The sequence below is a fragment of the Henriciella sp. genome, assembly GCF_029936995.1.
Classification (GTDB): Bacteria; Pseudomonadota; Alphaproteobacteria; order Caulobacterales; family Hyphomonadaceae; genus Henriciella.
Genome location: NZ_JAPYRE010000003.1, coordinates 428,930 through 449,894, shown reverse-complemented (window position 1 = coordinate 449,894; position 20,965 = coordinate 428,930). Strand labels below are relative to the sequence as shown.

Here is a 20,965-nt window from a genome sequence, read left to right as displayed (position 1 = left end):
TTGAACTTGCTCTCCATGCGCGCATGTCTTCGAATGTGAGTGACGATCTTCAATCCTATCTTGATCGGGTGCGCGCCTGCCGGAAGTGTGAAGGCGACATGCAACGCCCTGCTAACCCGATCCTGCGCGCAGCAAGCCCGGCGCGCATACTGATCGCCAGCCAGGCACCGGGCAATCTGGCAGATGTCTCGTCGAAACCGTTCAATGACCCGTCTGGCGTGCGCCTGCGCGCATGGATGGGGGTGAGCGATGAGGAATTCTATGATGAAAGCCGGATAGCCATAGCGCCCATGGGCTTCTGCTTTCCAGGCTATGACACGAAGGGTGGGGACCTGCCACCGATGAAAGTCTGTGCCCCGACATGGCGAGACGGTCTGCTGGCGCGGCTACCTAAGCTTGAGCTTGTGCTGGCAATTGGCGGTTACGCCCAGCGCTGGCACCTGGGACGGGCAGGGGCGAAGACGCTGACCGAAAACGTACGCAACTGGCGTGTGCATCTGAATGAAAGGGGCGTGCTGCCAACGCCTCATCCAAGCTGGCGCAATAATGCCTGGCTGAAGAAAAATCCCTGGTTCGAGGCAGAGCTGCTTCCGGTCTTGCGCGAACGGGTAAGGGCGCTTCTATGAGATATATTCTGCTTGTCGTCGTTGTCTTTGTCAGCGCGTGCGCCACGCCTGAACGGCAGACGCGGCTTGACCCGGAGGATGCAGTGCAGCCGCAATTCAGGATGAATGAGGATAGGTTTGTCAGTTTCGACGGGGCAGAACTTGGCCTGACGGTCTGGGAGGCGCAATCCGGCCAGCCTGACTGGGTTGTGGTTGGTCTGCACGGCATGAACGACTATGCCAATGCCTTTCATATGATTGCGCCCTGGATGGCTGAGCGGGGCGTGACAACGTATGCCTATGACCAGCGCGGTTTCGGGCGCTCGGTCAATCGCGGTATCTGGCCGGATCCGGACCTGTTGCGCGCTGACCTGCGTACCGCAATCAGGCTGGCGAAAGCGCGCCACCCCGATACGCCGCTTGCAGTTGTCGGCATATCCATGGGCGGGGCGGTCGCCATGACGGTCTTTGGGTCTGATGATCCACCCGCGAGTGTGGACCGTCTCATTCTGTCCGGACCGGGACTGCGTGGCTGGGGCGCGATCAATCCGCTTTACAGTTCAAGCCTGTGGATATCCTCGCATGTCAGACCAGCCTGGATCGTGCGGCCGCCGAAAGGGGTGAAGATCGAGCCTTCGGACAATATCGAGATGCTGCGTGACCTCTGGAACGACCCACTGGGGCTGAAAGAAAACCGTATCGACCAGATTTACGGGGCTGTGTCACTCATGGAGGAGGCACACAGGGCCGCGCCCCACCTGACCGATGAGGTACCGACCCTGCTAACCTATGGGGCCAAGGATATTGTAATCCCCGACAAGGCGATGAAGAGAACGGTGCGTGTCCTGCCAAAACATGTTCGAACCGCATTCTATGAAAATGGCTATCACATGCTTCTCCGTGACAAGCAGGCTGAGACGGTTTTTGCGGATATAAGAGCATTTATGGAAGATTCTTCCGGAGACTTGCCGTCTGGTGCGCCAGATATTCCCGTGAGGTGACGTTACGGGTTGACCGTACCTCCCGGCGCGCTAAGGCCGCATCAACAGTTTCAGGAGTAACCAATGTTCGACCATCCCTCCTATGACCGGCATGAAGGTGTGCACTTCTTCGAGGACGCAGACAGCGGGCTGCGCGCGATCATTGCGGTTCACTCCACCGCGCTTGGGCCGGCCGCCGGAGGGTGCCGGATGTGGCAGTATGAAACCGGCGAACACGCGTTGCGTGACGCCTTGCGCCTGTCACAGGGGATGAGCTTCAAGAACGCCATGGCTGGGCTTCCACTCGGTGGTGGCAAAGCCGTGATCTGGGGCAACTCCAAGACCGATAAGTCGGAGGCGCTTTTCAAGGCATTCGGCCGGGCGATCGATACGCTCAACGGGGCTTACTACACGGCTGAGGATGTTGGTGTTGATACTGACGACATGGCTGTCGTCTCAACCCAAACGAAGTTTGTTGCCGGGCTGGACAAAGGGGAGGCGGCCAGTGGCGACCCGTCCCCGATTACCGCGCAAGGGGTCTATCGGGGAATCAAGGCATCCGCACAGCGCGCTTTTGGAAGTGATGACCTGTCTGGCCGGACGATTGCCGTCCAGGGGGTCGGCTCGGTCGGCGGCTATCTATGTGATCACCTGGCGAAAGAAGGCGCGAAACTTTTTGTCTGTGATATAGACGAAGAGGAACTGGCGAAGGTGTGCCAACGCACCGGGGCAACCCGTATCAAGACTGACGATATCTATGATGTGGACGCGGAAATCTTCTCACCAAATGCGCTGGGTGCCATCATCAACAAGACGACGCTGCCGCGCCTCAAGGCGAAAGTGGTTGCCGGTGGCGCCAATAATCAGCTTGCCAGCCCTGAAATGGACAGCGCGCTGAAGGAAGCAGGTATCCTGTACGCTCCGGACTATGTCATCAATGGCGGCGGGATTATCAATGTGGCAGCCGAAATATCGGGCGCTTACTCCCGCGACTGGGTGATGTCGAAGCTCGACGTCCTGATCGACACACTTGGCGAGGTGCTCGATGATGCCCTTTCTCAGGACCTGCCCACAAATGTCGTTGCTGAGCGCATTGCCCGGCAAAGAATCTCAGCCGCTAAAGGCGGCTGAGACTTTTACCAACACTTGAAAACGGAACTAGCGTCCGCGGGACCACCAGCCGCGGCGCTTAGGCTTGCTTTTCTTGCTGTCTGACGCGTCATCAGTGACGAGCACAGGCTCGCTGGCAATGGCTTCACCTGACTGGAAGACAGAAGCCGGTTTGGATGTTTCGTCTGTTGCTGGCTCATCTGCCTGAGACTTATCCTCAGAGCCGGTCGTAGAAGCCGGTTCAGCCTTGGTTTCAACCTTTTCCGGCTTGGCCTCTTCAGGCTGCTTCTCCGGCGTTTCGGTCTTTGCTGCGGCAGGTTCGGGCGCCGGCTCGACAGGGCCCTTTACCGGCGCTGCGGGCTCGGGCGTTCTGGAGTCTGGCTCGGACCTGGCGTTGTCATTGTCGCCATGTGTCTCCTGGGCCTGATTTGCCTCGGCCTTGTTGCCATTATTCCGTGAGCGCCCGCCCCTCGACCTGCGCCGTCGAGATGGCTTTTTCTCTTCCTGCTGCGAGTCATCGGATTTTTCGACCTCGAGCGCGACAGTCTTGGCGAGCTGGGGTTGAGAGAGCGCTGCGCGGTTGACCTCTTCAGGGTCGGGCAGGGCAGGCGGCTCCTCATCAAGAAGGGCAGGCGCGCTCGACGCTAGCCCATCCAGAAGGGCGCCACCATCTGCCGGGACGATCGGTCCCGTGTCGCGCCGTCTGCGCCGTCCGCCGCGCCGTCCGCGCCGGCGGCGCTTGCGGGGCTGGTTGGATTTCTCGTCATCCGAGGCGGCACGCTCGTCAGATGTATCGGCTGCTGTGTCCTCAGCCTCATCCTCGTCCGTTTCATTCTCGCTTGGCAGCTTGTCATCATCGGCATCACCGCTGATGTGCTTGCTACGGTCAGAGGCGCGCGACTTGCGCTTCGATTTCTTGTTCGGGTCTTTCTCGGCATCAATGCGGAAATCACCCGGCAGAAGATCATCGGAAGAGGTCACGGAGATTGCAAACCCGGCTGCTTCCTCGATTTCGGTAATGGCTTCGCGCTTATTGTTGAGAAGATAGAGCGCGACATCCGTGGGCGCATGAACGGTGATGGAGGCGAGACCGCCGCCAGATGCACGCGCTTCAAGTGTGCGCAGGAGCTGTAGCGCAGCCGAGGAGACTGAGCGTCTCCGCCCCGTGCCGTTACAGGCATCACAAGGATCTGAGGTGGCCTGCAGTACGCCGGCCCGGCGGCGCTGACGCGAAATTTCCATCAGGCCGAACTGGGAGATCTTTCCGCACTGGACGCGTGCCCGGTCGATCTTGAGGCAGTCTTTCAGCTTCTTCTCGACTGTGCGGTTATTCTTGTTCTCCTCCATGTCGATGAAGTCGATTACGACAAGACCGGCAAGGTCGCGCAGGCGCATCTGACGGCAGGCTTCCTCGGCCGCTTCCAGGTTTGTCTGGAGCGCCGTCTGCTCGATGTTGCGGCCCTTGGTGGCTTTGCCGGAGTTCACGTCAATGGCAACGAGAGCTTCTGTCTGGTTGATGACCAGATAGCCGCCGGATTTCATCTGCACGACTGGAGAGAAAATGGAATCCAGCTGTTCTTCCACGCCTTCAGAAACAAAGAGAGGTGCGGTTGACTTCCATTGTTTCACCTTGCGGGCCTGTGTCGGCATGATCATCTTGGACAGGTCCTTGGCCTCTCGATAGGCTGGCTGACCCTGGATCACGACTTCTTCAATGTCCTTGTCGAACATGTCGCGCATGGCGCGATGGACGAGACCACCTTCCTCATGGATGCAACAGGGCGCGATCGATTCCAGCGTCTTGTTGCGGATATTGTCCCAGAGCTTCTGGAGATACTCATAATCGCGCTTGATGTCTGTCTTCGTGCGCTTGGCCCCGGCTGTGCGGACGATGAGCCCCATGCCGTTTGGCACGGCGAGGCTGCTCATGATTTCCTTGAGGCGTTTACGGTCGGTGCCACTTGAAATCTTGCGGGAAATACCGCCGCCGCGCGGTGTGTTCGGCATGAGAACGCTGTAGCGGCCGGCCAGGGACAGGAAGGTTGTCAGCGCAGCGCCCTTATTGCCGCGCTCTTCCTTGACGACCTGAACCAGCATCACCTGACGCCGCCGGATGACTTCCTGGATCTTATAGCGTTTCGAGACTGACTGGCGGGGCTTCTTCGCCTGGCTGGCGTTTTCGTCATCGCTGTCAGAGCTTTCGGACGAATCCTCATCAGTGTCGCCGCCATCTCCTTCGATCAGGTCTGACGGTGATTCGAGGTCCTCATCCGGATCGTCGGCATCAAGGTCATCATTTTCGGCAGCCGCCCGCGCGGCATCCTGGAGAAGCGCCTCACGGTCCTCCTGCGGGAGCTGGTAATAGTCGGGATGGATTTCGCTGAAGGCCAGGAAACCATGACGGTTTCCACCATAATCAACGAAACAGGCCTGAAGTGATGGCTCCACCCGCGTGACTTTGGCGAGGTAGATGTTGCCTCTTAGTTGTTCCTTGCCGGTTGTTTCAAAATCGAAGTCATCAACCTGCCCGTTCGAAACGAGGGCCACCCGGGTCTCTTCCGGGTGGACCGCATCGATCAGCATTAACTTGCTCATGTGCAATAGCCTTGTTGTCTGGCGGCGCGGTCCACCGGCCAAGGCCGGAGGCTCTGCGTCTGTCGCCAGGAATGTTTCGTGGAATGCCTACAGGCCAGGCCATCCGCGCGCCTCGGGGCGCAATACGTGATGGGACATGCTGGCAGATAGGCAACATTGGTTCGGTTATCCGTGTCCGACAGGTGTCGCGTGAGGCTTGTATAGGGCCGGGCCACGCGTCTGTCCGGGATTAGCTCTCGCCCTGTTTGGTTCAGGGCAGGTTGAACATGCCCAAACCCGAGGGCGATGAAAAGCGTAAAATGTCATAAACAGGAAAATCGCAGTGCTGACGCCGACGGTAAACACCGGATTAATCATCAATGTGGCATGTACATCGTCAAACAATCCGATTTGAGGGACCCCGGATAGGTGACGATGTTGATTCGACATGTATTGCTCCTTGTCAGTGCCTGTTTGTGCGCTGCGTACAGCCATGCAGCAGAGATAAGCGCGATTTCGGTAAGTGGTGACGCGCAGCATACGCGGATCGTGTTTTCGTCCGATGAGCCGGTGGATCATGAGGCTTTTCTGTTTGCAGACGAGAATACACCGAAGATCGATGTGAGGCTGCCGGGCTCGCGGGTTGCTCTGGATGCGGATACGCCGCCCACGCAGGGGGGTGTGGATTCCTATGAAATCCGCGGTAGCGAAATCATCTTCAGCCTGAACACACCGATGATGGTTTCACGGACGCTCGACCTTTCGCCAACAAGCGTGGAGCCTCGTTACAGGCTCGTCGTTGACCTTGTCCGCGTGGCGCCTGTCCGCTTCAATATGGCAGCTGAACAGGATGCTGAAACGCGCAGGACCTATATTGCGTCGCGGGAAGGGCAGGCGGAACAGGCCAGCTTGCCCGAAGAAACGCCTGCCTACGCGGCTCCGGAAAAGTATGTCGTTGTTATCGACCCAGGCCATGGTGGACGCGACCCGGGCGCCTCAAGCCATGCTGGCCAGTATGAAAAATCAATCGTCCTGAAAGCCTCCCAGGCGATCAAGGCCGTACTTGAAAGATCGGGACGTTATACAGTGCACCTGACGCGTAACGATGATCGTTACATTGAACACGAGGACAGGGTTTCCATGGCGCGGAACTGGGGCGCTGACCTGTTTATCTCCGTACATGCGGATGCCGCAGCGAATTCGGGCGTTTCCGGCGCAACGGTCTACACCCTGTCAGCCCGAGGGGAGCGTCGCGTAGACGGTACAGCGCGCTCGAATGGCTGGGACCTGCCTATTGAAGACGGCACGTCACAGGAAGTTTCAGGTATCCTAGCAGACCTCATCAAGCGGGAGACAAAGTCAAATTCCTCGATCTTTGCGGAAATGCTGACGCCAGAGCTGGCCAAGGCGGGTCCGATTGTCCGTAACAGTCACAGGCGTGAGAATTTCTTCGTTCTGCTGGCGCCGGATGTCCCGGCCGTCCTGCTGGAAATCGGTTTCCTGACGAATCGTTCCGATGCCGCGCGTCTCGGGACGCAGGCGGGTCGTCAGAGGACGGCCGAAGCGGTTGGCCGGGCTATCGACGCTTACTTTGACCGACGGGACGTGCTGTATGCAGCAAATTAGGTGTTTTTGACTTTCGTCTGACAAGCGAGCGCCTTAGTCTGGACAGACTGTGCTGCGAGATTTCCGACAGCTCAAAAACCAGATCAGGCTGGATCAGGAATGACAGACGAGTCGCCCAAGAAACGCTTTTTTACCTGGAAGCTAGCCCGCCGCGTGGTGCTTGCCCTGGTCATACTCGGCATTATCGTTTTGCTGGCGATTGTCGCTTATGTCGCCGCACTTTCACGCGATCTTCCATCGCATAAACGCCTTGCCAGTTATGAGCCGCCAATCACGTCACGCGTACATGCAGGTGATGGAACCCTGATTGCCGAGTTTGCTGAAGAACACAGGGTGTTCGTGCCGATCGAATCGATCCCGGATCATGTTGTGGAAGCCTTTGTTGCTGCAGAGGACAAAAAGTTCTTCCAGCATGAAGGGCTGGATTATTTCGGTATTCTGCGCGGCGCATTCAATTCAGCCAAGATCAAGCTGTCGGGCAGCGACGCTAATCTGCAGGGTGGGTCCACCATTACCCAGCAAGTCGCCAAGAACATGCTGCTGACGCGCGACCAGACGATTGATCGCAAGATCAAGGAAGCCATCATCTCGCGCCGTATGGAGAAAGCTTTCACCAAGGATGAAATCCTCGAGCTTTACCTCAACGAGATCTATCTTGGCGTAAGGGCATATGGGGTCGGCTCGGCTGCGCTTATCTACTTCAACAAGTCGCTACCGGAGTTGAACCTTTCAGAGGCGGCCATCCTCGCATCGCTTGCCAAGGCGCCATCTACCGTCAATCCATACCGTCGCCCCAAGCGCCTTCTGGCCCGGCGAGACTATGTGCTCGGACGCATGGTCGAAGATGGTTATATCACAGACGAGGAAGCCGAGGCGGCGCGGGAAACCCCTCTGGAACTGACGGAAAGACTTCGTGGGCCAGAGTATGCCGCGGCGACCTATTTCGTGCAGGAGCTGCGCAAGCAGCTGATCGACCAGTACGGTGAAGAGGCCCTGCAGCGTGGCGGGCTTTCCATCCGGACCACTATCGATACGGAGCTGCAACTGCACGCTCAGGAAGCCTTGCAGACAGGCCTTGAGAGTTATGACAGGCGTCACGCCTATCGTGGGCCGTTTGAGACCATTGATCCTGATAAAAATGTCCCGGAACAGATTGAAGAACTGACCCGCCCGCCGGGCTATGGGAGCTGGGAAGCCGGTATGGTTTCCGAGGTGACATCGGAAGGCGCGAGCATCACGCTCAAGGATGGCCGCAATACGTCCATCCCCAAAGAGGACGTCCAGTGGGCGCGCTCATGGACGCGGGAAGGCTCCGAAAGCAAAGGCCTTGCTGCGGGGGATGTTGTTCTTGTTGAGGTCGAGCGGACCGAGAAACCCCGTCCGGGTAGTGAAACTGCCGAGGATTCCGGAAGCGGTGGAAATGCGACTGAAGGCGAGGCCGAAGAAACCGATGAGGAAGACTGGATTTACGTTCCGGCTGAAACGGCCACGCTAAGGCAGGTGCCTGAAGTCGAGGGAGCCATTATCGCGCTCAACCCGCATACGGGTCGTGTTATGGCAATGGTCGGTGGCTATTCCTTCTTCAAAAGCCCTTTCAACCGCGTAACGCAGGCTGAGCGCCAGCCGGGCTCTTCTTTCAAACCGTTTGTTTACGGGGCCGCACTGGAGAGCGGGTATACGCCGTCCAGCCGTATCCTTGATGCGCCATTTGTCTATTTCGATAAATCCACTGGCCAGACCTGGAAGCCTCAGAACTACTCACAGGGGCGCAGCTATGGCGAAGTGACAATGCGCACAGCCCTGGAGCGGTCGTTTAACCAGGTGACCTCACGCGTCGCTGTCGATATCGGTCTCGACAAGGTTGCCGAGTTTGCCGAGCGCTTCAATCTTTATGACGAGCTGAATCCTTATCCAGCCATGGCGCTCGGCTCCGGCGAAACGTCGCCCTGGCGTATGGCGCGTGGTTATGCGGCATTCGTGAACGGCGGGAAGGAAGTAACACCGACGCTGCTCGATCGTGTCCAGGACCGGCACGGGAATACGCTTTACAAGCATGACACCCGCGAGTGTGAAGGCTGCGATGCGCTGGAGTGGGATGGGGAAGAGCCACCCAAGCTGCCAGATAATCGCGAGCAGCTCGTCGACCCGGTCGTGGCCTATCAGATTGTGCATATGCTTGAAGGCGTCGTGGAACGTGGTACGGCCCGCCGTGCGCGCCGTGTTGGCAAACCGCTGGCGGGCAAGACAGGCACCACAAATGACTATCATGACGCCCAGTTCTATGGCTTTTCGCCGGACCTTGTTGTTGGTGTCTGGGTCGGTTTTGACAATCCGCGGTCACTAGGTTCCGGAGAGGCCGGTGGCTCTGTTGCGGGTCCAATCTTCACTGATTTCATGGAAGATGCACTTGATGACGAACCTCCGCTTCCATTCCGTATTCCGCCAGGGGTGCGTCTTGTGCAGGTTGACCACGACACGGGCGACCTGCCTACGCCTTCATCGCGTCTGGTCATTACAGAAGCATTCCGGCCCGGGACTGAGCCGGGAGCCGTTTTCGATATGGATTCAGACTTTTCCATCTCCGGCAATCGCCGCGGTGGGCAATCGGCAGACGATACGGCCGACCCTTCCGCGGAAGGCATAGAGGCGTTCCAGCAGGGCGCTGAGAATGACGACGTCGCTGATGAAAACCTCGGCGGCATTTATTGACGGGGCTGCTGGAATTGTGCATCGCAAGCATCTGTAAATTACGAAATTGAGCGGGATTCATGTCCACGGAAATTACAAATTTGGTCGATGAAATCAGGCAGTCTTCTGAACTGCTGAGGAGGCGTCTTTGACTGGGACGTTGCTGAAAAACGACTGGATGAGCTGAACACGCTCTCCGAAAAACCGGACTTCTGGAACGATCCTGATGAGGCCCGTAAGCTGATGGCTGAACGCCAGCGGCTGGAAGATGGGATCAATACCGTCCTCGCGCTCGAAAAAGAAGCTGATGACGGAGAGGAGCTGTTCCAGCTTTCTGAAGGCGATCCCGATATGGTGGCCGACGTGCTCGCTTCATTGAGAGCGGCACAGGAAAAGGCGGCCAGAGCCGAGCTTCAGGCGCTCCTGTCAGGTGAAGCCGATGGCAATGACTGCTACTTGCAGATCAATGCCGGTGCAGGCGGTACGGAGAGCCAGGACTGGGCAGCAATGCTGCGCCGCATGTATATACGCTGGGCTGAGGGTAGTGGCTACAAGGTCGAGGAAGTCGACGCGCATGATGGCGATGAAGCCGGTATCAAGTCTGCCACGGTGCATATTAGTGGCCAGAACGCATATGGCTGGCTAAAATCGGAAACAGGCGTTCACCGTCTTGTGCGTATATCGCCATACGATTCTTCAGCCCGCCGTCACACCTCCTTTGCATCTGTGACCGTTTCCCCCGTGATCGATGATACGATCGAGGTCGATATCGATCCATCGGATGTCAGGACCGACACTTACCGTTCCTCAGGGGCAGGGGGGCAGCACGTTAACAAGACCGATTCCGCTGTTCGCCTTACCCACGACCCGACGGGGATTGTCGTGGCCTGCCAGTCTGGCCGGTCGCAGCATCAGAACCGTGCGAAGGCGTGGGAAATGCTGCGCTCCAAGCTTTATGAAGTCGAGCTTCAGCGCCGGCGAGATGCTGCGCAGGACAGCCATGAGTCAAAATCAGATATTGGCTGGGGTCACCAGATCCGCTCTTACGTGCTTCAGCCATACCAGATGGTGAAGGATGTGCGTACCAACCACGAGACGTCGGATACGTCTGGCGTGCTCGACGGAGATCTGGATGGGTTCCTCAGCGCGGCCCTGGCGCATTCTGTCGGGGGCGAGGAAGAAACTGCGGCCTAAGCCGTCTTAGTAGCAAGGCGGCAGTCTTTGCAAAAAATGCTCAGAGCTGCGGCCCCTACAATCATATCTGGAAATCAGGAAACGCGCTGGCTTTGCTGTTGCGGTTTCGAGGCTGAGCTGTCTGAGGCAGCCTGCGTGGAGCTGCTGGATGTGGTTTTGCCGGACTCGGCGGACGTAGTGCTCTGACCTTGTTTTGGAGCGCGGTCCGAGGCGGTGCTGGCAGCGCGTGGAGCTGCATCCTTGAGTGGATCCTCATCGTGCTTCACCTGCCCCTCAAAGAGGGCATTAGGCTGAATGGACAGGGTGGAATGGAGTATGTCACCCTGCACCTTGGCGCCCGTTTCCAGTTCGATCTTACGTGCCCGGATGGAGCCGCGCACCTCGCCTTTGACTTTTACGGCGTCAGCCTTGACCTCGCCGATCACCTTGCCGCCGGCACCGATGGTAATATCTGCCGCCGAAACATCTCCATCCACAAGTCCGTCAATCTGGAGTGCGCCTTCCGAAGAAATCGACCCGTTGACCGACATGTCACCGCAAATAATCGATGCTGCAGAACCCACGGCACGTGTAGCAGGTTTGCTGGCTGAGCTCCTCACGGTTTCTTGTGGTGTGCTTGCGCCAGACACTGGCTCATCATCCCTGTTCTTCGTAAACATGTTTGCCTGCCTTCAGAAATTCTACTGGGTCGTAGGGTTTGCCGTTAAACCAGACCTCATAATGCAGATGAGGTCCAGTGCTGCGGCCTGTTGAACCCATGGCACCTACGACATCGCCAATGGCAACAGTATCGCCCTTTTTGACATTTATACGCTTAAGATGACCAAAACGCGACTTGAACCCGTGTCCGTGATCAATTTCGACGACGCGGCCATAGCCTGATTTCGTTCCAGCAAAACTGACCTTGCCCGGCCCCGTGGATGTGATGGGGGCGTTCCAGTAGGCCCCGACATCTATCCCATTGTGCCAGCCTGGCCGTTTATTGAAGGGATCTGTACGAAGCCCGTAATTTGATGTGATACGCCAAGGGACGCCTACAGGACCGCCAAGAGGGAGGTTGTCGACGACCTCCTCATAATAGCGGGCTTCCTCCATCCGTGCTGCAACTTGCGCGACGCGTTCAGCGAATGCGGCCTCTTCAGGAGTATCAAAGTCTCCGCTGGCGAGGCTGGAGAATTCGATCAGCGGCCCGCCCATCTCACGGTTGTTCTCGATACGGTTCGAGCCGACAGCCGTAAGGCGCAGAACGCCGCGGGCTTCTTCCGCACGCTCTACGGCAATCTCTTCAATATCATCGAGGAAGGCGCGCTGTTCGTCCTGTATTTCCTTGATCTGCCCACGTAGGCCAACCTTCTTCTCTTGCGTTGTCCCGGTGGGGGAAGGGCGGGACTGGCGGCGATCTGCTTCATCTATAGATGCATTGATCAGGAGAGGCGCATTATTACCCCGCAGGGCCGATGCTTCGAGTGTTCCACCCTCCTTGAGCGCCTTTAGAAGGACTTCGAGGGTTTGATGGCGGCGTTCAAAGTCTACGGTTGCTTCCTGGAACGCTTCCGTTCGCTCGACCAGCTGTGAACGGGAAAGTGCATCCCGGGCACGCAATTCCTGAACCCAGCGCTCATATTTGTTGATTTCGTACTGCTCACTGCCTTCAACAGGGTGGCTTGGCATGAAAACGATGTTGGCCGTAGCGAAAAGCGACCAGCCAACGGCAGCGGCCAGGGCGACAGCAAGTACGGATTGTTGTGACGGGGATACTGTAAAGTACCGGACGGTGCCGCCGCTGCGGTGGTAGATCTGACGCTCGGGAAACAGGCGACTGAAAAGTTCGCGAACTTTCATCGTCTTTTTTTTCATTGTGCTGCGGCTACCTTCGTGAACTCTAACTCAATAGCTGTATGTACAGCCGACTCTCCCCCAAGAAGACAAAGCCGTAACGCAATTCGGTGCATTTCCGAAGGGCAGGTTTCCACTTTTAGCCCATTTTTTTACACTTTTGGCGCGAATTACTACTTTTGCGTGTACAAGACAGGCCGCGCCATCCATTTAGGCCTCTATATTAGCCAGAACTTCCTCGACATGCCCTTTGACGCGAACCTTGCGCCATGCCTGAAGGATTTTTCCATCCGGTGAGATGGAAAAAGTGGAGCGTTCAATGCCCATGAAGGTTTTTCCATACATTTTCTTCTCGACCCATACGCCGAAAGCTTCACACGCCTTGCCGTCCTCGTCACTGGCCAAAGGTACAGACAGGCCCTGCTTGTCGATAAACTTGCGATGGGATTCGAGACTGTCCCTTGAAATGCCGACGATATCGTAGCCGTTATGAGCAAAGACAGATTTTTGGGCGCTGAAGTCTTGTGCTTCCGTCGTGCATCCGGACGTGTTGTCACGTGGATAAAAGAATACAATCAGGCCCCTGCCATTGGCTGGCGGAAGCCTGAGATCGCTACTATCCGTTGTAGGTAGTGTGAGAGAAGGGCAGGTGTCACCGGGCTTGATCGCTGAGCTCATCTGTTCAAACGTCCTATTTTTGCTTCATTGATGTGGTAGCCCGACATCAGCATTGAGAGAAGAGGGCGAGCGTCCTTGGTCAGACAAACTGCAACAGTGATACTGCTGGAATTGCTGGGAGGCATGTTGCTTCTCGCTGTTGCCGCAGCTGCAGGGCTTGCCTTCATGCTCGCTCAAGGGCCGGTAGAGCTCTCATTGTTCAAGGATGATGTCGAAAGCGCCCTGGAAGAGGCCAGGGATGGCCGCAATGTCGATATAGATGCGTTGACGCTGCGTTGGGCACCTTCTGACCGACAGATGATCGTTTCCGCCAGCGGACTTACCCTATCGGATGAAAACGGAAACACTGCAGCGGAAGCCTCCGAAGCAGTCATAACTCTCGATGCCGGGTCACTCGTCTTTGGGCGCACTGAAATCCACAGCACAGAACTTCGCAATGGCTGGGTGGACGTGCGCAACGTGAGCCCGACTCTCTGGACCTTTGCAGGTGAGCCGTTACCGGAGTTCGAAGCCCGCGAATTACCAGAGTCTGTCGATGGGTGGCTGCAGCTAATCAATAGTGCTGTCGGCGATATCCTGACTGGCCTTGATGCCAGCCGGCGTGAGAGCAGCCTTGAGGCTGCGTCCTTCGAGGCTATGGAGTTAAGGTTCTTCGGGCCTGATGGAGATAGCCTGGGCACCATGACGAATGCGGCTGGTGCGCTGATAAGCGATGACGATGGCCTGCGTGCAGAACTTGCGGGCAGTGGCGCGGGCCTCGGGCTTCCAGGAGATATCGAAGCAGATCTCACGGTACCGGAAGCGTTTGATACACTTGCTCTAGATGCCAGGATCGGCGCATGGAGCGTTGGCGACCTGGCCGCAAGGCTGGGTCTTTCCGAAGACCGTATCGCGGGGTTTCCGGCAGATATTGGTCTTGGTGTCGCGTTCAAGGCGGGGGAGGGTATCCAGCAGGTCGCCCTGAGCGCGGAAGCGGGGCAGGGCCAAGTGAGCTTTGCCAGCACACCGCGGGATATAGACCGCCTGGTGTTTGATACTGTCTATATTCCCGAGACAGACACGCTTGAAATCAACCAGCTGGATCTTGCTTCTGAGAGTTTCAGTGGCGCGTGGAGCGGAACCCTTGAGTATCCGGGGGACGGGGGGGCGAATAATTTTACTCTTGAATCAGACAATCTGGAATTCGATTTCAGGCCTTACTTCCCCCAGGCGTGGCAGATCAGGAATGTCTCACTCAGCGGAACAGTTGATTATGCTGGCCAGGATATCTCGTTTGCGGACTTCGCCTTCGATACGGGAAAGGCGACACTCACTGGGGAGGCCCAACTTTCTGCACGCGACGCCGAGCATGACGGGTCATTGCCATTCGCGCTGACTGTACAAGCCGAAATGGAAGGCGAAGTCACCAAGACCGACGTCCTCCGTTTCTGGCCGGAAACTCTTGGTGACAGTGCACGAGAGTTCGCCGAGAAACGCGTGCAGGCTGTCAGGGCGACCGCGGCGACTGTGCGGCTGGACCTGCGATCAGAGAATATTACGGGCGATAGATTGCGCGACGATGCGCTGGAGGTCCGCTTCTTTGTGGATGAGGCGGCAGTGAAGTTCATGGAAGACCTTCCGCCAGTCACGCAGGGGATCGGTACGGCGAGGCTTACAGGGAACGGTTTTTCCGTCCAGCTGGATAGCGGCGAGTACGGCGGTTGGGCCTTGAATGAAGGGAGTGTGAACATTCCCAGCTTCGACTCCAAGGAAGACAGGCTGCGTGTTTACGCCAAAGGGCAGGGGCCTCTGGTCAATGTGATGCGTAACATCGTACGTACTGATGCCCTGGAGCCAGAAGACAAAGGCGGCCTCGATCCGGAAAGGTTCTCTGGTGAAGCCGAGCTGGCAATCGAACTTTTCCGTCCGCTCAGGGATGATGTTCCGTTGGAGGATTACGAAATCACGGTAACGGGCAGTGTGTCTGAAGGCGGTGTGGCAAATGCTGTGCCCGGGCTCGATTTTTCTGGTGGGACTGTTGATGTCGACCTTTCCAGCAACCTGCTGGTGCTGACCGGTCAGGGGGATCTGGGCCCGGCGCCGGTACAGTTCACATGGCGCGATGAACTCGATGATGATGGCGCTCCTGCGAACCTGTCTGCGAGTTCGTTCATATCACCTGATTTTCTCAACCGCTTCGGGATCGTTGGCCGCGCCTATGTGAGCGGAGATATTCCGGTCGAAGTCCAGTCCCGTGTCGCGACAAAGGGTATGCAGGATCTTGATGTAAGCTTCGATCTTCAGGAGGCGCGGATAGATATTTCCGAGTTGGGCTGGATCAAGCCGTCCGGCGAGCCGGCACGCGCCACGCTGTCCTATGGCAGCGATGAAAGCATGAGCAATTCAACCTTCGTATTCCGGAGTGAGGATGCACGATTTGACGGGGATATAAGTCTTTCCGGGAATGGCAGGCTGGAGGATTTGAACGTCCGGGAAATCTATATCGAAGACCTGATTGAGGCAGGCGGCGAAATTCAGCGTCAGGAGGATGACACCTTCACGAGCGAGATGAATGGAGCATTCCTCAATACTAGTGCCTTCTTTGGTGATTTTGGGGGTGTGGACAGCGATGTGGCGAGCTTCAGCGTTCCGATCGAACTTGATGCGAGTATCGATACATTGCGCCTTCGCGAAGGACTTGACCTCAACCAGGCAACTCTTCGCTTTGAAAGCGCCAGAGCTGGTGTCCGCGAAGTTGCCGCTCGCGGCATTATTGACGGAGGCGGAAATCTTGTAGCCGTCTACAAGGGGCCGACAGCGCAAAGAGCTGCGCGCGTAAGTCTCGAGAGTGATGATGCGGGCTTCTTCATGAGGGGGCTGCTGGGGCAGGATTTTCTCTCTGGAGGAACGATGGCGCTTAACGGGACGCTGGCGCGCGGCGACACGCCCGCGCAGCTAAATCTCACACTGGAGCAGGTGCGTATGCGCGATGCACCGCTCCTGACACAGATCCTGTCACTGGCATCATTGAGAGGGCTTTCGGATACGCTTTCCGGTGAGGGGGTCCTGTTCACCAGTGTCGGGGTTCCGATCACGATCGCGGGTGATCGCTTTATCATTGATGGGGCGCGCGCCAACGGTCCGGCGCTCGGTCTGACGCTCAACGGCTGGATCGGGCAATCGAGCGACGATCTGAGCCTGAGCGGTGTTCTTGTCCCGAGCTTTGGCACCAACTCCATGCTTGGTGGAGTGCCAATCATCGGTGATCTTTTCGTTGGCCGTGATGGCGAGGGCATATTCTCGCTAACATACTCGGTTGAGGGGACCCTCAACAGGGCCCAGGTCGCGATCAACCCGCTTTCGGCCGTGACGCCCGGTATCCTGCGGCGAATCTTTGAAAATCCGGCCGATACATCAATCCCGGAAGGGCTGCCGGTTGATCCAGACAGGACGCCACCAGCGCCACCGATGCCGGATTCGGAATTTATCGAGTCTGCGCCGGGTGTGGAGAACTGAGTTCATTTAAACGGGCTTTTATTTTCCAGCCTTAACGTCACGCCATAGCTTGTCCTGTTCATCCAGGTTCAGACCTGAAAATGACTGGCCGCGACTTTCGGCCAGTCTCTCCATCGACCTGAAACGGCGTTCGAATTTAGCATTGGCACCACGCAGGGCGATTTCCGGATCAATCTTGAAGCGCCGCGCCAGATTGGCGGCAACGAAGAGCAGATCCCCGATTTCTTCTTCAATGTGCTCAAGATCGCCCGAATCTATGGCTTCGGTGACTTCACGGGTCTCTTCATCAAGTTTTTCGAGTATGTCGCGAGGCTCTGTCCAGTCGAAACCTGTGCGGGCGGCTCGTTTCTGTAACTTCTCTGCGCGCATCAGGGCCGGGAGGGCTTTTGCGACACCGTCCATGGCCGAGACTGGCGTGTCGTTTTTATCCTTTTTTTCTGCCCGTTCGCGGGCCTTGATAGTCTCCCAGGCTTCAGTCTGACCATTGGCATCGCGCCCGTCGTCGGCCTCGAATACGTGCGGGTGCCGCCGGATCATCTTGTCATTAATAGACCGCGCAACATCCTCGATATCAAAATGACTGGCTTCCGCGGCCATCTGGCTGTGAAATACGACCTGTAACAACAGGTCGCCAAGTTCGTCTCTCAGATCCGGGAAATCCTGACGTTCAATCGCGTCAGCAACTTCATAAGCTTCTTCTATCGTATATGGCGCAATTGACGCGAAATCCTGTTCGATATCCCAAGGACAGCCAGTCTCAGGATCACGTAGCTGAGCCATGATGCTCCGGAGACGATCGAACTCACTTTGCGGGGAAGGGGGCATGTGTGCGTCCTATATCCAGACGGGAACAAACAGATAGTGTGCAGCAAGAAGACCGGCACATTCACGATTCAGGGCGGTATGTGCCTGAGGCTATGATTGCTATGTCTTTCTGACAATCTTTGTCGGCTTTCCAGTCACATAGAAATTGCATAATCAATATTATGGGAAATAATGGTCAGCGGTTCAGGTTGAGAAGTCGAGGCTGAGACCATCATAAGCCGGCCGTATATGCGGCGGAAGCTCTTTACAAAGGGTCTTATAGTCCATGTCGACATGCAGGTTTGTGAGGTACGCTTCGCGAGGTGCAATGCGTTCGATCCACTTTAGCGCCTGCTCGAGATTCGCATGGCTTGGGTGCGGTGTGTAGCGCAGCGCGTCCATGATCAGGATGTCGCTGCCCTCCATCACGCTCAGGCTCTCTTCTGGCAAATCGCTGAGGTCATTGCAGTATGTCAGCTGACCGATACGGAACCCGAGGCTCCGGATACGCCCATGTTCCTGGTCGAACGGGGTGAGATGAACATCCGGACCCCGCCCTGGCACAGTGAAGGTTTTGCCCACTTCAATGAGTGGCTGTTGGTCCAGGATTGCCGGATAGCCGCCCTTCCCCTTGAAGCAGTATTCAAAACGGGACGTCAGTGAAGCTGCTGTGGGAGCATCGAGATAAGTCGGAATCGTACGACGCATTCGCAGGGCCAGTGCACGTACGTCGTCTATGCCGTGAGACTGGTCTGCATGGTCGTGTGTATATACGAGCGCATCCAGATGCTGGACATTCTGATCAAGTAGCTGCTCTCTCAGATCCGGAGAGGAATCGATGAGTATGCGCGTACATTCATCAGGAGCTGTAACTTCGCCCGCATCAATGAGCACACAGCACCTTCGGCGCCGGTTTCTTGGCTCCTGTGGGTCGCAATTCCCCCAGTCATTTCCGACACGGGGTACGCCACCGGATGAGCCGCTTCCGAGAAAGGTAAAACGTCCCTCCATTATATGGTATCGATTTTCTTGAATAAAGTCAAGGCATTATTTTCGCATATTGAGGTAATTTCTTTGGCGGTTCGTCCATGCAGGTTTGCGAGAGCTTCAGCTACATGAACCAGATAAGCAGGCTCATTGCGCCGCCCCCGATATGGCACGGGTGCAAGATATGGACAGTCAGTTTCAAGTATAATCCGTTCCAGCGGTATGGTCGCCATTACCTTGCGTACGTCGTGGGCATTCTTGAAAGATAGTATACCGGACACGGAAAAATACGCTCCTAGTGCCAGGCCCCTGTCTGCCAGATCCTGCCCGCCTGTGTAGCAATGCAGCAGTATGCCGAAGGCTCCACGCGCGTATTCCTCTTCGAGAATACTTGCTGTCATCTCATCGGCGTCACGGGTATGAACCACAACTGGCAACCCTGTTTCGCGCGCAGCTTCTATATGCCTGCGGAAGTTGGCAATCTGGTCATCCTCAGCCGAGTATCCATAATGAAAATCCAGCCCCGTTTCACCAATGGCGACTGTGCGCGGATCATTTGCGGCTTGCAGCAGTGATGATGCTTCAAGTCCGGTGAAATCCTTGGCGTGGTGAGGGTGAACGCCTGCGGTATTCCAGATATCGGCATTCGCTTCCGCGATTGCTTTTACACGCGGATAGTTATCCAGCCGGTCGCAGATAGCGAGAAAGCGTGAGACGCCAGAGTCACGCGCGCGTGAGAGCACGTCTTCAAGATCACTCTCGAAAGCCTCAGCGTGAAGATTAACATGTGTATCAAACATGACAGAGCGTCTAGCGGGTCGCGAACGCGGTTTGAAGAGATGAGACCAGTTTTGCCGCTGCCTGGGCCGGCGGCATGTGCAATCCACGCTGCGAAGCCACAATCTGCTGGCCTTCAAACCAGACGGATGCCCAGTCGGGCGTCTTCTCCGCTTTCGCGCTCACCCAGGAAAGCACCTCCTCAGCAAAAATGCTAAAGGCCTGCTCATCTTCGCCAGCACTCAGTATCGCCTGCGAAATCTGCGCATCATTTGCCGAGGGCATGGACTTGAGCAATGACTGCGCGGCACTGGCGGCCGCCAGCACCTTCTGTCCTGACAGATCGGTTGCACGGCCCGGGCGGCCTTTGACCAGTTCGGCCATACTCGCCGGTGCTTCCAAATCCATTGTTTCCAGTACAGCAGTTGTGTCGCTGTCTGAAAGAGCTTTCAGGCGCAGCGTCTGGCAACGCGATCTTATTGTTGGCAGGACCGGCGCAGTTGAGTGCGAGATAAGGAAGAGCATTGCCCGCGCAGGCGGTTCCTCAAGTGTCTTGAGAACCGCGTTAAGGCTGCTTGCATTCATGTTATCGAGAGAATCGAGCAGGCCTATGCGCCAACCTCCCAGCGCAGGCTTCAACGTGAAAAAATTGTTCAGGGCGCGGACTTGCTCAACGGAAATGTCCTGCTTCAGGACGCCCTTGTCATTGGTCTCCCGCTGGACATGCTTGAGATCAGGATGAGCATTCGCAAGGATTTTCTGCATGACGGCGTCCTCGGATGAGGCCCCGGCAGGATCTCCCGCGACAGGTTCAGCCCCCAGAAGACGGGATGCCAGCCTTATGGTAAACCTTGCCTTGCCGATCCCCGAAGGTCCTTCGATGATCCAGGCATGATGAAGACGCCCGCTATCCGCAGCGTGGAGAAACTCCTCCTGTGCCTGCTGATGGCCGTATAGCGGCAAGGCTGCTGTTGTAACGCTCATGCTGGCACCAGTTTACGGTGGATGACATCCAACGCCTGAGACACGAGGCTCGAGGGAGGCTGCTGAGCGTCAATAACGATACAGCGCTCTGGTTCCCGCTCGGCTATGCTCAGAAAGGCCTGGCGGACCTGCTTATGGAATTCAATCGGCCTGCTCTCAAATACATCTGATGTGCCGCGTGATGACCGGCGTGAGATGAGGGCTTCAGCCGGCGCATCGAGCACAATGGTAAGATCCGGCTGGGTATGACGTGTGATTTCATCATGAAGCGTCTGAAGCAGCGCGCCGGAAACACCGGAAAGCCCCTGATAGACGCGTGTCGAGTCGATAAACCTGTCACAGAGTACCCACTCACCGGCCTGTAGTGTGGGCTCTATGAGGCGGTCGACATGATCGCTACGGGCAGCATTCATCAGCAGTGCTTCCCCGAGTGGGCTCCAAGCCTGCTGGTCTGGAGGCGACAGGACAAGCTGCCGAGCAGCTTCTGCCAATCGCGTACCACCTGGTTCACGGGTCATGATGGCAGGAATGCCGGCCGTCTTCAGCTTCTCGGCAATACCGCGAAGAAGCGTAGATTTTCCACAGCCTTCGCCGCCTTCGATCGTTATGAAGCGCCCTCGCGCCACG

General features: G+C 56.9%; 16 protein-coding genes. 7 read left to right on the top strand and 9 right to left on the bottom strand.

What is annotated here, in order from left to right; genetic code table 11:
* Positions 1 to 35: 35 nt before the first annotated feature.
* The 3 genes from Q1K31_RS09335 (at position 36) to Q1K31_RS09325 (ending at position 2,716) form a co-directional block, all read left to right on the top strand.
* The gene (locus Q1K31_RS09335; RefSeq protein ID WP_300378977.1) at positions 36 to 626 is read left to right on the top strand and encodes a uracil-DNA glycosylase family protein; all 591 of its coding nucleotides are present in this window, start codon (positions 36 to 38) and stop codon (positions 624 to 626) included.
* Positions 623 to 1,606, top strand: a complete 984-nt coding sequence (locus Q1K31_RS09330; RefSeq protein WP_300378976.1) for an alpha/beta hydrolase — start codon at positions 623 to 625, stop codon at positions 1,604 to 1,606. The genes Q1K31_RS09335 and Q1K31_RS09330 overlap by 4 nt, the downstream gene beginning before the upstream one ends.
* A 63-nt stretch (positions 1,607 to 1,669) precedes the next feature.
* Complete coding sequence (locus Q1K31_RS09325; protein WP_300378975.1) at positions 1,670 to 2,716, top strand: Glu/Leu/Phe/Val dehydrogenase; 1,047 nt, start codon at positions 1,670 to 1,672, stop codon at positions 2,714 to 2,716.
* Between the two features lie 27 nt (positions 2,717 to 2,743).
* Here the strand turns inward: Q1K31_RS09325 and Q1K31_RS09320 are convergent, their stop codons facing one another.
* Entirely contained in the window at positions 2,744 to 5,290 is a 2,547-nt protein-coding gene (locus Q1K31_RS09320) for an Rne/Rng family ribonuclease (RefSeq protein ID WP_300378974.1), read from the bottom strand.
* Between the two features lie 528 nt (positions 5,291 to 5,818).
* Between Q1K31_RS09320 and Q1K31_RS09315 the strand changes: the two genes are divergently transcribed.
* From Q1K31_RS09315 to prfB, 3 genes are all read left to right on the top strand, one after another.
* Positions 5,819 to 6,895 (top strand): N-acetylmuramoyl-L-alanine amidase, encoded by a 1,077-nt coding sequence (locus Q1K31_RS09315; protein WP_300378973.1) that lies wholly within the window; start codon positions 5,819 to 5,821, stop codon positions 6,893 to 6,895.
* Between the two features lie 99 nt (positions 6,896 to 6,994).
* On the top strand, positions 6,995 to 9,604 hold the full coding sequence (locus Q1K31_RS09310) for a penicillin-binding protein 1A (protein WP_300378972.1): 2,610 nt from the start codon (positions 6,995 to 6,997) through the stop codon (positions 9,602 to 9,604).
* Between the two features lie 59 nt (positions 9,605 to 9,663).
* Positions 9,664 to 10,777 (top strand): peptide chain release factor 2 gene (prfB, locus tag Q1K31_RS09305; RefSeq protein ID WP_300378971.1). Its coding sequence is split into 2 segments (ribosomal slippage): positions 9,664 to 9,732 and positions 9,734 to 10,777, totalling 1,113 coding nucleotides; the frame shifts between segments, so codons are not numbered across the junction.
* 74 nt (positions 10,778 to 10,851) lie between these two features.
* Here the strand turns inward: prfB and Q1K31_RS09300 are convergent.
* The 3 genes from Q1K31_RS09300 to Q1K31_RS09290 form a co-directional block, all read right to left on the bottom strand.
* Positions 10,852 to 11,436: a polymer-forming cytoskeletal protein gene (locus Q1K31_RS09300; RefSeq protein ID WP_300378970.1), complete on the bottom strand. Its 585-nt coding sequence runs from the start codon at positions 11,434 to 11,436 to the stop codon at positions 10,852 to 10,854.
* Positions 11,414 to 12,634, bottom strand: coding sequence for a M23 family metallopeptidase (locus Q1K31_RS09295; protein ID WP_300378969.1), 1,221 nt, complete (start codon positions 12,632 to 12,634; stop codon positions 11,414 to 11,416). Before Q1K31_RS09295 ends, Q1K31_RS09300 begins: the two co-directional genes overlap by 23 nt.
* A 189-nt stretch (positions 12,635 to 12,823) precedes the next feature.
* Positions 12,824 to 13,291, bottom strand: coding sequence for a peroxiredoxin (locus tag Q1K31_RS09290; RefSeq protein ID WP_300378968.1), 468 nt, complete (start codon positions 13,289 to 13,291; stop codon positions 12,824 to 12,826).
* Positions 13,292 to 13,414: 123 nt separating this feature from the next.
* On the opposite strand from Q1K31_RS09290, the gene Q1K31_RS09285 reads away from it, so the two are divergent.
* Positions 13,415 to 16,786, top strand: a complete 3,372-nt coding sequence (locus Q1K31_RS09285; protein WP_300378967.1) for an AsmA-like C-terminal region-containing protein — start codon at positions 13,415 to 13,417, stop codon at positions 16,784 to 16,786.
* A gap of 18 nt (positions 16,787 to 16,804) precedes the next feature.
* Here the strand turns inward: Q1K31_RS09285 and mazG are convergent, their stop codons facing one another.
* The 5 genes from mazG to tmk form a co-directional block, all read right to left on the bottom strand.
* Positions 16,805 to 17,611, bottom strand: a complete 807-nt coding sequence (mazG, locus tag Q1K31_RS09280; RefSeq protein ID WP_300378966.1) for a nucleoside triphosphate pyrophosphohydrolase — start codon at positions 17,609 to 17,611, stop codon at positions 16,805 to 16,807.
* A gap of 183 nt (positions 17,612 to 17,794) precedes the next feature.
* Positions 17,795 to 18,601, bottom strand: a complete 807-nt coding sequence (locus Q1K31_RS09275; RefSeq protein ID WP_367187552.1) for an MBL fold metallo-hydrolase — start codon at positions 18,599 to 18,601, stop codon at positions 17,795 to 17,797.
* The gene (locus Q1K31_RS09270) at positions 18,601 to 19,377 is read right to left on the bottom strand and encodes a TatD family hydrolase (protein WP_300378964.1); all 777 of its coding nucleotides are present in this window, start codon (positions 19,375 to 19,377) and stop codon (positions 18,601 to 18,603) included. The genes Q1K31_RS09275 and Q1K31_RS09270 overlap by 1 nt, the downstream gene beginning before the upstream one ends.
* A 10-nt stretch (positions 19,378 to 19,387) precedes the next feature.
* Complete coding sequence (locus Q1K31_RS09265; RefSeq protein WP_300378963.1) at positions 19,388 to 20,338, bottom strand: hypothetical protein; 951 nt, start codon at positions 20,336 to 20,338, stop codon at positions 19,388 to 19,390.
* Positions 20,335 to 20,964, bottom strand: coding sequence for a dTMP kinase (gene tmk / locus Q1K31_RS09260; RefSeq protein WP_300378962.1), 630 nt, complete (start codon positions 20,962 to 20,964; stop codon positions 20,335 to 20,337). The genes Q1K31_RS09265 and tmk overlap by 4 nt, the downstream gene beginning before the upstream one ends.
* Position 20,965 lies beyond the last annotated feature (1 nt).

Excerpts from the sequence above, each read along its gene's own strand:
- Q1K31_RS09275 (WP_367187552.1), bottom strand. The coding sequence starts at position 18,601 with ATGGAGGGACGTTTTACCTTTCTCGGAAGCGGCTCATCCGGTGGCGTA.
- Q1K31_RS09285 (WP_300378967.1), top strand. The coding sequence starts at position 13,415 with ATGTTGCTTCTCGCTGTTGCCGCAGCTGCAGGGCTTGCCTTCATGCTC.
- Q1K31_RS09330 (WP_300378976.1), top strand. The coding sequence starts at position 623 with ATGAGATATATTCTGCTTGTCGTCGTTGTCTTTGTCAGCGCGTGCGCC.
- mazG (WP_300378966.1), bottom strand. The coding sequence starts at position 17,611 with ATGCCCCCTTCCCCGCAAAGTGAGTTCGATCGTCTCCGGAGCATCATG.
- Q1K31_RS09290 (WP_300378968.1), bottom strand. The coding sequence starts at position 13,291 with ATGAGCTCAGCGATCAAGCCCGGTGACACCTGCCCTTCTCTCACACTA.
- Q1K31_RS09295 (WP_300378969.1), bottom strand. The coding sequence starts at position 12,634 with ATGAAAAAAAAGACGATGAAAGTTCGCGAACTTTTCAGTCGCCTGTTT.
- Q1K31_RS09325 (WP_300378975.1), top strand. The coding sequence starts at position 1,670 with ATGTTCGACCATCCCTCCTATGACCGGCATGAAGGTGTGCACTTCTTC.
- Q1K31_RS09320 (WP_300378974.1), bottom strand. The coding sequence starts at position 5,290 with ATGAGCAAGTTAATGCTGATCGATGCGGTCCACCCGGAAGAGACCCGG.
- Q1K31_RS09310 (WP_300378972.1), top strand. The coding sequence starts at position 6,995 with ATGACAGACGAGTCGCCCAAGAAACGCTTTTTTACCTGGAAGCTAGCC.
- Q1K31_RS09265 (WP_300378963.1), bottom strand. The coding sequence starts at position 20,338 with ATGAGCGTTACAACAGCAGCCTTGCCGCTATACGGCCATCAGCAGGCA.
- Q1K31_RS09300 (WP_300378970.1), bottom strand. The coding sequence starts at position 11,436 with ATGTTTACGAAGAACAGGGATGATGAGCCAGTGTCTGGCGCAAGCACA.
- Q1K31_RS09270 (WP_300378964.1), bottom strand. The coding sequence starts at position 19,377 with ATGTTTGATACACATGTTAATCTTCACGCTGAGGCTTTCGAGAGTGAT.